Source organism: Halomonas sp. 707B3, assembly GCF_024158645.1.
GTDB lineage: Bacteria > Pseudomonadota > Gammaproteobacteria > Pseudomonadales > Halomonadaceae > Vreelandella > Vreelandella lionensis.
On record NZ_JAMZBE010000023.1, the window covers coordinates 1 to 13448 of the forward strand.

11 protein-coding genes are annotated in these 13448 nt (G+C 54.7%); 4 read left to right on the top strand and 7 right to left on the bottom strand.

From position 1 onward, the window contains the following. Nucleotides 1–106: 106 nt before the first annotated feature. The 3 genes from BIS10_RS05120 to BIS10_RS05130 all read right to left on the bottom strand — a co-directional run bounded on the left by BIS10_RS05120 (nt 107) and on the right by BIS10_RS05130 (nt 3722). Entirely contained in the window at nt 107–313 is a 207-nt protein-coding gene (locus BIS10_RS05120) for a cold-shock protein (RefSeq protein ID WP_054641278.1), read from the bottom strand. Nucleotides 314–503: 190 nt separating this feature from the next. Then, nucleotides 504–2183: a GMC family oxidoreductase gene (locus BIS10_RS05125; protein ID WP_253503117.1), complete on the bottom strand. Its 1680-nt coding sequence runs from the start codon at nt 2181–2183 to the stop codon at nt 504–506. Between the two features lie 27 nt (nt 2184–2210). Next, entirely contained in the window at nt 2211–3722 is a 1512-nt protein-coding gene (locus tag BIS10_RS05130) for a CoA-acylating methylmalonate-semialdehyde dehydrogenase (protein WP_044630790.1), read from the bottom strand. Between the two features lie 138 nt (nt 3723–3860). On the opposite strand from BIS10_RS05130, the gene BIS10_RS05135 reads away from it, so the two are divergent. Together BIS10_RS05135 and BIS10_RS19000 are read left to right on the top strand one after the other, a co-directional pair. Beyond that, entirely contained in the window at nt 3861–4769 is a 909-nt protein-coding gene (locus BIS10_RS05135) for a LysR family transcriptional regulator (protein ID WP_044630789.1), read from the top strand. Between the two features lie 64 nt (nt 4770–4833). Then, a complete protein-coding gene (locus BIS10_RS19000; RefSeq protein WP_348637399.1) occupies nt 4834–5181 on the top strand; it encodes a peptide-methionine (S)-S-oxide reductase in 348 nt (115 codons plus the stop codon). A gap of 74 nt (nt 5182–5255) precedes the next feature. Here BIS10_RS19000 and BIS10_RS05145 read toward each other — a convergent pair whose 3' ends face one another. From BIS10_RS05145 to BIS10_RS05160, 4 genes are all read right to left on the bottom strand, one after another. Further along, entirely contained in the window at nt 5256–6719 is a 1464-nt protein-coding gene (locus BIS10_RS05145) for an NAD-dependent succinate-semialdehyde dehydrogenase (protein WP_054641476.1), read from the bottom strand. Between the two features lie 23 nt (nt 6720–6742). Next, nucleotides 6743–8341, bottom strand: coding sequence for a sigma 54-interacting transcriptional regulator (locus BIS10_RS05150; protein WP_089675635.1), 1599 nt, complete (start codon nt 8339–8341; stop codon nt 6743–6745). A 96-nt stretch (nt 8342–8437) separates the two neighbouring features. Then, complete coding sequence (locus BIS10_RS05155; RefSeq protein WP_058576845.1) at nt 8438–9859, bottom strand: hypothetical protein; 1422 nt, start codon at nt 9857–9859, stop codon at nt 8438–8440. A 76-nt stretch (nt 9860–9935) separates the two neighbouring features. Continuing rightward, entirely contained in the window at nt 9936–11108 is a 1173-nt protein-coding gene (locus tag BIS10_RS05160) for an iron-containing alcohol dehydrogenase (RefSeq protein WP_058576844.1), read from the bottom strand. Nucleotides 11109–11490: 382 nt separating this feature from the next. On the opposite strand from BIS10_RS05160, the gene BIS10_RS19005 reads away from it, so the two are divergent. Both BIS10_RS19005 and BIS10_RS05165 read left to right on the top strand, forming a co-directional pair. Continuing rightward, nucleotides 11491–11739: an IclR family transcriptional regulator C-terminal domain-containing protein gene (locus BIS10_RS19005; protein ID WP_083024800.1), complete on the top strand. Its 249-nt coding sequence runs from the start codon at nt 11491–11493 to the stop codon at nt 11737–11739. A 248-nt stretch (nt 11740–11987) separates the two neighbouring features. Continuing rightward, nucleotides 11988–13370, top strand: a complete 1383-nt coding sequence (locus BIS10_RS05165; RefSeq protein WP_074210242.1) for an NAD-dependent succinate-semialdehyde dehydrogenase — start codon at nt 11988–11990, stop codon at nt 13368–13370. Nucleotides 13371–13448: the final 78 nt, after the last annotated feature.

The following is a 13448-nucleotide window of genomic DNA, read 5'->3' on the forward strand; positions in this document are numbered from 1 at the left end:
GGCGTGGGGCGTGGGGCAGATAATAATCCACGAACAAAAACCCCGCTCAAGGCGGGGTTTTCTAGCTCACTAACATCAAGTGTTAGCGGCGAACATCAAGCTGGAATTAACCCAGAACTTTGATGTTGGAAGCCTGAAGGCCTTTTTTACCCTGAGTGACGTCGAAGGAAACCTTCTGGCCGTCTTGCAGAGTTTTGAAGCCGTCAGCTTGAATTTCGGAGAAGTGCGCGAACAGGTCGTCGCCATTGTCGTCCGGAGAAATGAAGCCGAAGCCTTTAGTGTCGTTAAACCACTTAACGGTACCAGTTGCCATGATCGAAATCCTCGATAAAGCTTAATGTAGAGCCGGGTAATACCCGAGTTGCAGTGGGTAGAACAAGAAACTTTCACCAGACTCAACGCTAGAGCGTTTCGATACTGCTGACAACGTTCGACTTGCTAACCAACTGCATTCAGCATGCGCTTAACCAAGTCGCACGTCAACACTATGATGAAAAAAAATGTCAATGCAATGAATTTTCTTTAAAAATCCATCCAGCGGCTTTTTCAGCGATCATTAACGTGGGCGAATTGGTGTTTCCACTGGTGATGCTAGGCATCACGCCCGCGTCCGCGATCCGTAATCCCACCACCCCAAGTACCCGCAATTTTTCATCCACCACCGCCATTGGGTCATCACGTTTGCCCATCCGCGTGGTGCCGACCGAGTGAAAAATCGTCGTGCCAATATCTCCCGCTAGCCGCGTTAACTCGTCATCGGTTTGATACTCAACGCCCGGCTTTACCTCTTCAGGCGAATATTTAGCGAAGGCAGGCTGTTCGGCGATACGCCGGGTTACCCGTAGCGAATCAGCCGCCACCTTGCGATCCTCCGGCGTGCTGAGATAGTTCGGCGAAATCGCCGGTGCTTGACGCGGGTCGGCGCTTTTCAAACGCACCGTTCCTCGGCTGGTTGGGTTCAAGTTGCATACGCTCGCGGTAATGGCCGGATACGGATGCAGCGGCTGCCCAAAGGCCTCTAGGCTGAGCGGCTGCACGTGATACTGAATATTGGGATACGGCTGATCGTCAGAACTGCGGGTAAACGCGCCAAGCTGCGAAGGCGCCATGCTCATCGGCCCGGTGCGCTTAGTCACATACTCCCAGCCAATCCCCGCCTTGCCCCACAGCGTACTGGCAATAGCATTGAGCGTTTTGGCATTACTGACACGATACACCGAGCGAATCTGGAGGTGATCTTGCAGGTTTTCGCCCACCCCAGGCAGGTCGTGCACTACCTCAATGCCGTGCTCGCGTAGATGCTCAGCAGGCCCGATACCCGATAGCTGCAAAAGGTGGGGCGAGCCAATGGCCCCCGCACACAGCACCACTTCTTTTCTCGCCTGAACACGCTGGGGCTTACCGCTGCGCACCACTTCTACCCCAGTGCAACGAAGCGTTGGCTGCTCCTCATCAAAGCAGAGCCGATTCACCTGGGTAGAGTGCCAAAGCGTCAAGTTGTCCCGCTTTAGCGCGCTACGCAAAAATGCCTTGGCGGTATTCCAACGCCAGCCGTCACGTTGGTTTACCTCAAAATAGGCAACCCCTTCATTACTCCCCCGGTTGAAGTCGTCGGTGCGGGGAATACCGGCCTGAACCGCTGCTTCGGCAAAGTCATCCAGCACTTCCCATTTCAGGCGCTGCTTCTCAACCCGCCACTCGCCGCCGTGGCCATGAAAAGCACGGTGAGTCTCATCACCGTCGCTGCCTTCATCCAGCCGGTAGTGGTTTTCGTGTTTGATAAAGTCCGGCAGGCAGTTCTCCCAGCGCCACTCGTCGCTACCGGTAACCTCCGCCCAGTGGTTGTAATCCCGCGCTTGGCCGCGCATGTAGATCATGCCGTTGATGCTGGAGCAGCCCCCCAGGGTTTTACCTCGGGGGTAGATCAGCGAGCGGCCATTAAGCCCCTTGTCCGGCTCAGTACGAAACAGCCAGTCGGTGCGCGGGTTATTGATGCAATAAAGGTAGCCCACTGGAATATGGATCCAGTGGTAGTTATCCCGACCGCCCGCTTCGATCAGCAGCACTTTGTTTGCAGGGTCAGCGCTTAGCCGATTGGCCATCAGGCACCCTGCGGTGCCTGCGCCAACCACGATGTAATCAAACGCTTCTGCGGTGGGATGAGTGGTTGTATTTGTTGGCATGGGCTTGGCTCCCGTAACGGTCAGGCGTTACTTCGCCGTCGGCATCACAAACTCAGCACCCGTGTCGATGGAGTCCGACCAGCGCTGCATGATCGACTTCTGCTTGGTGTAGAAGCGCACACCCTCTTCGCCATACGCGTGAGTATCGCCGAACAGCGAGCGTTTCCAACCGCCAAAACCGTGCCACGCCATGGGCACCGGAATCGGTACGTTGATGCCGACCATGCCCACCTGAATCCGGCGGCCAAATTCACGGGCGACGCTGCCGCTTTCGGTAAAGCAGCTCACCCCGTTACCAAACTCGTGATCGTTAATCAGTTGAATGACGGTCGCCACATCCGGCACGCGCACGCATACCAGCACCGGGCCAAAGATCTCCTCTTTATAGATAGTCATCTCCGGCGTGACGTGGTCGAACAGCGTGCCGCCCATCCAGAAACCGTCAGCACAGCCCTCGCCCGCTTGGGTGCTATCAAACTCGCGCCCATCGACAATAAGCTGCGCGCCTTCTGCCACGCCCTTTTCGATGTACCCGGTGATCCGCTGATGCGCTTGGCGGGTCACGATGGGCCCCATCTCCGCATCCAGCTGCATGCCATCTTTGACTTTCAGCGCCTTAGCCCGCTCGGTGAGCATCGGCACGACTTTATCGGCCACATCGCCGACCAGCACGGCCACGCTAATCGCCATGCAGCGCTCGCCCGCACTGCCGTAGGCGGCGCCAATCAGCGCATCCACTGCTTTATCCAGATGGGCGTCTGGCATCACCACCATATGGTTTTTCGCCCCACCCAGTGCCTGCACACGTTTGCCGTGTTTGGCACCGCGCTCGTAAATCAGGTTGGCAATGGGCGTGGAGCCGACGAACGAGAGCGCCTTCACCTCCGGATGATCGATCAGCGCTTCCACGGAGTCCTTGTCGCCCTGCACCACGTTGAACACGCCATCCGGCAGGCCCGCCTGCTGCAACAGGTCGGCAATCATCAGCGAAGCGCTAGGGTCCAGCGGGCTGGGCTTGAGAATAAAGGTGTTACCGGCAGCAATGGCGATGGGGAACATCCACATCGGCACCATTGCCGGGAAGTTAAATGGCGTAATACCCGCCACTACGCCCAGCGGCTGACGCACGGTCCAATTATCAATGCCGGTGCTGACCTGCTCGGTGTAATCACCCTTTAATAGCTGGGGAATACCGCAGGCAAACTCGACAATATCAATACCCCGTGCCACTTCGCCCTGGGCATCGGTAAATACCTTGCCGTGCTCTTTGGTGATTGCTTCGGCCAGGGCATCTTTATTGGCGTTTAGCAGCTCCAGAAATTTGAACATGACCCGAGCACGGCGAATGGGCGGCGTATCGGCCCAGGCTGGAAATGCCGCCTGGGCGGCTTGCACGGCGGTGTCCACATCGGCGGCCGAAGCCAGGGCAACGCGGCCAGTGACCTGCCCAGTGGCAGGGTTGAAGACATCCTGGGCGCTGCCGGAGGCGCCTTCGCTGCGTTGGCCGTTAATAAAATGATGGATGGCGTTGGTTGTCATTGTCGCTACCTTTATAACAAAAGCTTAAGTGATCGGAGGATGATCACTAGACTACCCCGCCTAACAGGCCAAGCAATTGAGTAATTTTTAACCCAGATATAAGCTTTGCTAATAACATAACAATGAAGGTTCACCACCATGCAGGAGTACGCCACGCTGCGGGCCTTTGTGGCCGTTGCCCATACCGGCAGCGTCTCAAAGGCGGCCGAGCAGCTCCATTTGACCCAGCCCGCGGTTAGCCTAAAGTTGAAGCAGCTACAGCTGCATCTGGGCCTAACGCTGTTTACCCGCCGCCCACAAGGGTTAACGCTGACTGCCGATGGTTACGCCTTGCTACCGGCCGCTGAAAATGCCCTGGCCAGCGCGCTGGCCTTTGAGCAGAGCGCCAGCGCGTTACACAGCACGCTGCGCGGCAAGCTGCGCATTGGTACCATTGTTGACCCGGAATTTATTCGCTTGGGCGATTTTCTCAGCCGCTTGATGGCCCGTGCGCCACAGCTGGAAACCGAGCTTCACCACAGCATGAGCGGCAGCGTATTGGGCAACGTGGAGCAGGGGGAGTTAGATGTGGGCTTTTTTCTCGCCCCGCCCGGCGAAGGCACTGGCAATCCTACGCTAGCATGGCGAGAGTTAACCCACTTTCACTACCACGTGGTGGCACCGCCGGGCTGGGAAGCCAAACTTGCCGACACCCGCTGGGAGGCGCTTGCGCAACTGCCCTGGATTGTGACCCCCACCGTGTCAGCGCACTCCCGGCTACTCAAGCGAGCGCTGGCCGCAAGCGGCGCGACCCCGAACCGTGTTGCACAGGTCGACCAAGAGGCGTGTATGCTGGATTTAGTCAGAGCAGGCGTGGGCCTGAGCCTAGCGCGAGACGCGCTAGCCATGGCCGAACGCCAAGAGAGCGGCTTGGCGGTGGCGGACAACGTTCGCCTGCCCTGCGCATTAAGCCTGATCTGGCGCAGCGACCGCGCCACCGAGCCCACGATTAAAGCCGCACTAGACACCCTCGATACGGTGTGGCCGCATCGTCTAAGGTCGCTGTAAGGAAGCGGAACCTCTCGACACTAATGGACTCAATAACGAGCTTTGACTCGCCACCTCCACCGGAGTGTTTGCAACGATCCGATTTCCCAATATTCGCCCCTTAACCCTGTGCGTGATGGCCGCTGCCGGTTTTGCGAGCGCATCACTCCAAGCGCAGTCCAATGCAGAGGCCACCTTTGCCGGCGGCTGCTTCTGGTGCATGGAGCCTCCTTACAATAAACAGGTGGGCGTGAGTGCCACTATCTCAGGCTACATGGGCGGCGAGCTTGAAAACCCCACTTACGAGCAGATCTCCCGGGGCGGCACTGGCCATATTGAAGTCGTAAAAATCGAGTATGACGACAGCCGTATTATCGCTGATGGCAGTGACTTTTTCAGAGCTTCCGTAGTAATACGAAGCCCACTAGACTAAAAGTCTAGTGGGCTTCAAAGAACGCCTCACAGAGAGCGCGTAAATAAAACGACCTTTATACCCTTAAGTGTTTGTTATTCAGCCATTTGCTTAATACCCAAACACAGATACTTCAGCTCGGTGTATTCATCGATGCCATAGCGTGAGCCCTCACGACCGATGCCCGACGATTTGACACCCCCAAAAGGCGCCGAAGCGGTCGAGATGAGCCCCGTATTAATGCCCACCATGCCGTACTCCAGTGCTTCCGATACGCGCCAGATCCGTGACACGCTTTCAGCATAGAAATACGCCGCTAACCCATACTCCGTATCATTGGCCTGACGAATAACCTCCGCTTCCGTCTCAAACCTGAATACCGGCGCCAATGGCCCAAAGGTTTCCTCGCGAGCACATGCCATGTCAGCGGTTACGTCAGCCACAACTGTTGGCTCAAACCAGGTACCGCCTAAGGCGTGTCGCTTACCACCGGTGATTAAGCGACCACCTTTATCGAGTGCATCCTGCAAATGGGCTTCAACTTTCTCTACCGCCTTTTCAGAGATGAGTGGCCCCACCTCTACGCCTTCGGCGCTACCTTTACCGACACTCAGTTCACTGGTGCGCTGGGCCAAACGTTCAACAAATGCGTCGTAAACACCGCTTTGCACATAAATACGATTAGCGCAGACACAGGTTTGCCCAGCATTACGGAACTTACTGTCTAGCGCTCCGGTAACCGCATCTTCAATATCGGCATCGTCAAACACAATAAAGGGCGCATTACCGCCAAGCTCAAGAGACACCTTTTTGACCGTTGGAGCACAGGCAGCCATTAAATGCGCGCCCACTGGGGTAGAACCGGTAAAGCTCAGTTTGCGCACAATCGGGCTATCTGTCAGCACGGGGCCAATCGTTTTGGCATCACCAGTAACAATATTAATCACCCCGGCAGGAATGCCCGCTTGCTCGGCTAACGCCGCTAGCGCAAGCGCCGTCAATGGGGTTTCCATAGCGGGCTTAACGATAATCGTACAACCCGCCGCCAAGGCAGGCGCCACCTTGCGGGTAATCATGGCCGCAGGGAAGTTCCACGGCGTAATCGCCGCACAAACGCCCACCGGCTCACGGGAAACAATGATGCGTTTATCAGTCGCATGACCGGGAATAGTATCGCCGTATAACCGCTTCGCCTCCTCAGCGAACCACTCGATAAAGCTGGCCGCATAGCCGATTTCACCGCGTGCCTCTTTTAACGGCTTCCCTTGCTCCAAGGTCATCAGCTCGCCTAGCGCTGCCTCATTTTCCATAATCAGTGCATGCCAGCGTTTTAAAAGCTGCGAACGTTCCGCCGCGGTTTTAGCACGCCAAGCAGGCAGTGCGGCATTTGCAGCTTCAATAGCCTGACTGACTTGCTCCGCACTCAAGCTAGGGACATGGCCAAGCGTCTCACCGCTAGCAGGGTCGGTGACCGCGACACTACTGCCATCCGTTGCGGCCACCCACTGGCCGTTAATATACGCGTCTTGTTTAAAAAACGTTTGCTTGGAGATAGACATTATTTTTCCTTTCAAAGTGAAGGTTAGATAAGTTCTTGACGCCAACGTCGCTGTTTTTTGACCAGCGTAGATTGATCGATGCCCAATGCAGCGGCTGCCGCTCGGGTCGTACCATGGCGAGTAAGCGCCTGTTGAATGATTTGCTGTTCAAACTGCATTACCTGCTGGCGAAGATCACCACTCACGGGCGGTTGGCTAAACGGAGTGCTTGGGAATATCTCGTTCGGCAGTGCCGTTGCGGTTATCTCATTGTCTGAAACCGTGACGGATAAACGCTCGGTTAAGTTGATCAGCTCACGAATATTGCCAGGCCACGAATAGCTAGAAAGTAACTCCAACGCCTCGGGGTTCCAGACCCGTTCTACCCCATGCAACTGATTAAAATGGTCTAAGTAATAGTTCAGCAATGGAATCACCTCATCGCGCCGTTGCCGCAAAGGGGGCAGCCAGAGCGGCACCACGCTAATGCGATAAAACAGATCCTCGCGAAAAAGCCCTTGCTTGACCCGTTCATTCAAATCCTGGTGGGTAGCGGTAATCAGACGTACGTTGGCATGACGAAAAACCGTTCCCCCTACTGGCAGGTAGCGGTTTTCTTCCACCACTTTGAGCAGTTTCACCTGCAATGCGAGAGGTAAATCGCCAATTTCATCCAGAAAAAGCGTACCGCCATGAGCCACATCCAATAACCCCTGTTTGCCTCTAGGGGATGCCCCGGTAAATGCGCCTGCGGTGTAACCAAACAGCTCCGCTTCCAGCAACCCTTCAGAGAATGTCGTACAGTTAAGCTCCATAAAAGGTCCATCCGCACGGTCGCTTTGCTGATGTATATAGCGGGCCAACAGAGTTTTACCGGTGCCAGTTTCACCGTGAATCAGAATCTTCGCCGTTGTTTTCGCGACTCGACTGGCAAGCGCAAAGCAGGGCTCCGTTTGTTGGCTGGTGATCACCCCCGGCGCGCTTAGCGCCATAACCTCGGGCACTTTATATGCCTCGCGGATTCGCTGAATTTGCTCTAGCTGCTCTTGGGCATGTTTCGCCAGTAGCAACTCAGTGATATCCCGAACACTGGTAACCACATAAGCAATCGAGCCATCGGCACTGAACATAGGCGTTCCAGTGACCACGATCTTGCGGCTGTTGTGAATAGTCTGCGCCAGCGTAATCGGGCGGCGTTCACGGATGACTTCCAACGACGCGGATTTTGAAATAAACCCCGCTTTCACCAAATCCGCCATATGAAAGCCCACTACCTCAGCGCGCGAAATGCCGGTGATACGCTCATAGGCTTTATTGATCGTTACCGTAATACCGTTGGCATCGGTGATATAAACCCCGTCATGCAAAGCATCCAACAGTGAACGCATCGGCTCTTGGTCAAAACCAAAAGCATCTACGCTTTCAGCTTCCACCGGCGGTTTAATACCGGTGACACGGTAGCGAATACACTCGCCCACCAGCTGGCCCAACGCCGCCTCACATTGCGCCTTTTCGAGATCGGTACGGGTCAACACCCCAATCACCTGGCCTTGGGTATCAAAGACTTCCACCGCATCAGTGCCGTGTAAATCAAATAACGGCAGGGCGGCTTCCAGTGAAAGCCCCTCTTCGATCCGTTGCATAACAGTTCCTCTCACAAGCCAGGTCCACCGCCTAAGCGGTGAACGCTGGTTTTCCAACCTTTTTTGACGGTTAAACCACTATAAAGGCAGAGACTGTTATTTGCGCAATGGCACTTCCGGCTCAGGATCCTCGACGGGCTGGGATGCCTCATCCCAATCCTTAACGAAGGTTTTATCCACCTCCCCGGAGAAGAAGCGCTTACCGTAAATTAACACGCAAAGTAAAATGCCCACCCCAAAGGCCCAGGTAGCGCCCTTTATCACCAGCATGGCCGCGATAATGCCCGCGATACCCAAGTCCCGCTGGCTGCGCGCTTCCATAATGCCGATGCGCACACTGACATAGCCTTGAATCAACAGCGTCAGCGCCAGCGCAATCCCCAGAATAGGCTCCACCAGGCTCACGATCGGCAGCAACAACAGCCCCGTATTCGTCCCCCAGCGAAACGAACCAGAACCACCGAAGATAGAGTTCATCGCCGCTTTGCCCTGCTTATAACGCTCAACCGTTACCACATGCATCGCAGCCCAAAGCGGACCACACATCACCACATCAGGGCCAAAAATACTCATCCCAAAGTTACGCCCACCAAAAATCATATGAGCGCGGTTAGGGTTATAGTCAATTTTTTCATCCTGGCGCTTCTCATCAGCCTCTTCCAAAAGTGCCTTGCTTTGAAGCACATCGCCAAATAGCACAATGTAGGCCGCAATAACGGTCGGAATGGCCGTTAAAAACATCATCAACGGAGGTAAACCAACGCCAAATACCGTGTATTCACTGAACATCAGCGCGAAATCAGGCTGACTAAAGCCCCACTCAACGTCTGGCCAAGGCGCCTCACCAAACAGCGGAGCCACCACAATCGCCAGCACGATAATCGGGAAAATACCCAGTTTACCCACGGCACCCCACAGGCCGCCCTGCGCTTTAAGCTTGTTGAAATGGCGAGAGAAAATCAGATAAAACGCGACACCTACGGCAATCGCAATAGTAAAGGGGTACTGTTCAAAGCGGCCGCCTTCATCAAACACCACCACAATAGCGGCTAACCCTGCGCCCATAATGACCCCTGCTTTGATGGCAGAAGGAATGAGCCGCACCACTTTACTGGCCATACCCGTTACCCCCAGGCCCAGTGCCAGTATCCCCAACATCATCTGAAAGGCAATCAGCGCATGCACCCTGTCTACCCCCTCGGGAAAGGTCGACACATAAGCCATCAACAGCGGAATAGCAGGTGTGATCCACCCTGGAATGACAGGGTCACCCAACAGGTGATGCAGCAAATAAAGCAAGCCATTTAAAATGACGATGGCCAACGCCGCTTCAAACGGCATGCCCAGTAGCTGCATCATCAATGGGATCGCGGCAAGATCCACCGCGCACATCAAAAGCCCTTGCAGGTAATCGGGCAGTTCAAAACGATAATGGTAAAACGGCAGGCGTAGCTTAAACGGCCCTAGTGGTGTGTACGGGCTTTCTCCACCGTCAACGCGTTGCTTCCAAGCGCTCATGGCATGGACTCCTGTTTAAAGTTGTTAGTATTTTTGATAAACGTTTTGTCGTTATAGCGTTTTAATTAGCGACGAATTAATAAGCGGCGTGGTAAATCGCCTCAACATCCGCAAGCGTTAATACCCGCGGGTTATTACGCAGCAAACGTTCCACCTTAATGGCCTCGGCGGCCAACTCAGGAATGTCGGATTCAGGAATATCAAACGAGCGTAAACCGGAAGGAATCTCCACATCAGCACACAGCTTATGCATGCGCTGGACAACCGCTTGGGCGACAGCATCATCCGAAAGCCCAGCCACGGGTTCATCAAAGGCCACCGCAATGCCCCGAAAGCGCTCGACGCAGGCCAGCTTGTTCCACTCCATTACGAAGGGCAGTAGCAGCGCATTCGTCACCCCATGGGCCAAGTGGTAGCGCCCACCTAACGGATACGCCAATGCATGGACTGCGCCCACGCCAGCATTACCAAAGGCAAGGCCTGCCAGCAGGCTACCGGTGGCCATATCTTCACGGGCCTGGAGATTGTTGGGATTGGCAAACGCCTTGGGGAGCGCATGTACAATGAGGTTCATTGCCTTAACCGCCAATGCATCGGTAATCGGCGTGGCAAAGTTAGATAGATACGCCTCCACTGCATGGACCAACGCATCCACCCCGCTGGCCGCCGTCACAGAGCGTGGGCAACTCAGCGTAAGCTCAGGGGCGACAATCGCGACATCCGGTAATAAGCAGTCACTGACGATGCCCTTTTTCATCTGTTGTGCTTTATCCGACAGAATCGCGATATTGGTCACTTCAGAACCGGTGCCCGCCGTGGTGGGCATGGCGATCAAAGGTATTGTGCGTTGGTTAACCTTGTTCTCGCCAAACAACGCCTCCAGCGGACCTTCGTAGTGCGCATATACCGCTACACACTTAGCGATGTCCATGGCACTCCCGCCGCCTACAGCGATGACGCTGTCATGCTTGCCAGCATTAAACGCACGGGTACACATTTCGACTATTTCTACTTCCGGCTCGGGCGTTACCTGATCAAACACCTCATAGCTCACCTTTAGAGCCGTGAGCTGCTCAGTAATCATATCCAGCGTGCCAGAAGCCACCACGCCGCTATCGGTAACGATTAAGGGCCGCTGCATACCCAACGATTGAACATAAAGCTGCAACTGCTGTGCGGCCCCATGGCCGGTAATCAGCTTACCGGCGCTTTTAAAGCTACTCACTCGATTAAAGCTACTTAACTGCATATGGCGCTTCCTGTTAACTTTTATTGGTTGCTTTACCAGCTCGATTATCAAACCGAGAATAACGCTGGCCACTTTTTACCTAGCAAACGCCATGCCAACCAAGAAAAATTAACAACTGTATGATTTAATTGATAAAAAAATTAAAGATAAAATCATGCAGGTATATGGGATGCAAAAAATCATCGAATAGCGACATTTTGATGACTTAATTCATCAGCGTAACCATAGCGGTACTCCGGCACGCAGCAGAGACCAGTTAAAGAGGAAGGCGATGTCTCACCTTCGGAAGCTTCAGAAGCTCCCGATGCGAGTCGCGAAATACTTCAAAGCCCCGTCAATCCAATACGCCGCATCATAGCTATTTTATTGCCGGGTTAATAATATCGACACCCTTAGCGAGCTGATCCGCGAATGCCGCTCACGCGGAGTCGCCTGGAACGACGCCGAATACTTTCTCGGCGATATCAACATTGCCGCGCCGATACGCAACGCTGCGGGTACTCCCGTCGCTGCCGTGCACATCACCACCCCTAGCAGCCGGTGGACCCTCGACCGCGCCCTGGAACAGCTCGCGCCCTCGTTAATGGAGTGTGCCCGCGCCATTACCAAAGCGGCCCGCATGCGTAGCTAAAACTATTGATTACGCCGAATATTTTTAGCATCACCTTATACCTCGGGGAAACAAAATAAACTTATAAAAATTCAATGAGAAATCGAAGGAACTGATTGATTAAATCAATGCCCGAAAGTAAGTACCTTTATTATGCAGAGGCACTCAGTTTGTACTAGAGTGGATTTGCATTAGAAATAGACTGGTCGATTAAACGCCCAGAAGCTGGACGTCATGACCCACACGTTGATCTAAAGATAGGAGATCTTATGAGCAACACCATTACGACAGTGAACCCGACCACCGGCGAAACGCTTGAGACCTACACGCTGATGGATGAAAGCCAGGCCAAGCAGATAGTCGAGGCCAGTCATGAGGCGTTTTTAGATTGGCGGCTCAAGCCGCTAGAGCACCGCGCCAAGGTGGTGAAAGCGATTGGCGAAGCCATGAACGCGCATAAAGAAGAGCTTACCGACCTGATGGTCAAAGAGATGGGTAAGCTGCCCTCGCAAGCGCGCCTGGAAGTGGATCTCTGCGTCGGCATTTGTGACTACACCGCCGAACATGGCCCCACCAAGCTGGCCGATGAAGAGCGCAAACCCGGCAACGGCGAGCGCGGTATTGTTACCTACTCCCCCATGGGCGTGATTTACGGCATTCAGCCGTGGAACTTCCCTGCTTACCAAGTGGTGCGTTACTCCATCGCCAATATTATGGCGGGCAACAGCGTGCTGCTAAAACACGCTGAAAACGTGACGGGCAGCGGCCTGCTGCTGGAAAAAATCTACCGCGAAGCGGGCCTGCCGGAAAACGTTTTCCGTACGCTGGTGATTTCACACGATGTATCCGACACCATCATCGCCCATAAAGCCGTGCGTGGTGTGACCCTGACCGGCAGCGACGGCGCTGGCCGCAAAGTGGCCGCCAAAGCCGCCGAGCATCTGAAAAAGACCGTACTAGAGCTAGGCTCCAACGATGCCTACTTGGTGCTGGACGATGCCGACCTGGACGTGGCGGTGGATACCTGCGTCACTGGCCGCGTGTTTAACGGCGGCCAAACCTGCGTAGCGGCAAAACGCTTTGTGGTCACCGAAAAGAACTACGAAGCGTTTAAAGAGCGCTACGTGGCACGCATGAAGGACTTAAAAGCGGGCGACCCGACCAAAGAAGATAGCGACCTAGGCCCGATGGCCCGTGTCGATCTTCGTGACGGCCTTCACAAACAGGTGGAAGAGAGCGTGCGTAAAGGCGCAAAAATCCTCTGCGGTGGCGAAAAACCAGAAGGTAAAGGGGCATTCTACCCGGTCACCGTGCTGGATAACGTCACCCCCGGCCAGCCCGCCTATGACGACGAGCTGTTTGGCCCGGTTGCCGCGTTGATTCGTGCCAAAGATGATGAAGACGCCATGCGCATCGCCAACGACAGCCGCTACGGCTTGGGCGGCGGCATCATCTCCAAAGACGTGAAGCGCGCCACCGAGCTTGCCAGCAAGTATTTCGATACCGGCATGGTGTTTATCAACGGCTTTGGTGTGGCAACGCCTGAAATGCCGTTTGGCGGCGTGAAAGATTCCGGCTACGGCCGTGAGCACGGCGGCTTTGGTATGCACGAGTTCGTCAACATTAAATCGGTGATTGTGGTGCAAAGCTAACACCGCCAAGCCCATCGGCTTACGATGGGCTAATCCATAAAAACGCCGCAGTGTCATTTATGACCTGCGGCATTTTTT

What these genes read in the sequence shown, in the direction of transcription:
- BIS10_RS05135 (WP_044630789.1), top strand. Translation starts at nt 3,861, where the DNA reads ATGCAGGAGTACGCCACGCTGCGGGCCTTTGTGGCCGTTGCCCATACC.
- BIS10_RS05165 (WP_074210242.1), top strand. Translation starts at nt 11,988, where the DNA reads ATGAGCAACACCATTACGACAGTGAACCCGACCACCGGCGAAACGCTT.
- BIS10_RS05130 (WP_044630790.1), bottom strand. Translation starts at nt 3,722, where the DNA reads ATGACAACCAACGCCATCCATCATTTTATTAACGGCCAACGCAGCGAA.
- BIS10_RS05155 (WP_058576845.1), bottom strand. Translation starts at nt 9,859, where the DNA reads ATGAGCGCTTGGAAGCAACGCGTTGACGGTGGAGAAAGCCCGTACACA.
- BIS10_RS05120 (WP_054641278.1), bottom strand. Translation starts at nt 313, where the DNA reads ATGGCAACTGGTACCGTTAAGTGGTTTAACGACACTAAAGGCTTCGGC.
- BIS10_RS05150 (WP_089675635.1), bottom strand. Translation starts at nt 8,341, where the DNA reads ATGCAACGGATCGAAGAGGGGCTTTCACTGGAAGCCGCCCTGCCGTTA.
- BIS10_RS05125 (WP_253503117.1), bottom strand. Translation starts at nt 2,183, where the DNA reads ATGCCAACAAATACAACCACTCATCCCACCGCAGAAGCGTTTGATTAC.
- BIS10_RS05160 (WP_058576844.1), bottom strand. Translation starts at nt 11,108, where the DNA reads ATGCAGTTAAGTAGCTTTAATCGAGTGAGTAGCTTTAAAAGCGCCGGT.
- BIS10_RS05145 (WP_054641476.1), bottom strand. Translation starts at nt 6,719, where the DNA reads ATGTCTATCTCCAAGCAAACGTTTTTTAAACAAGACGCGTATATTAAC.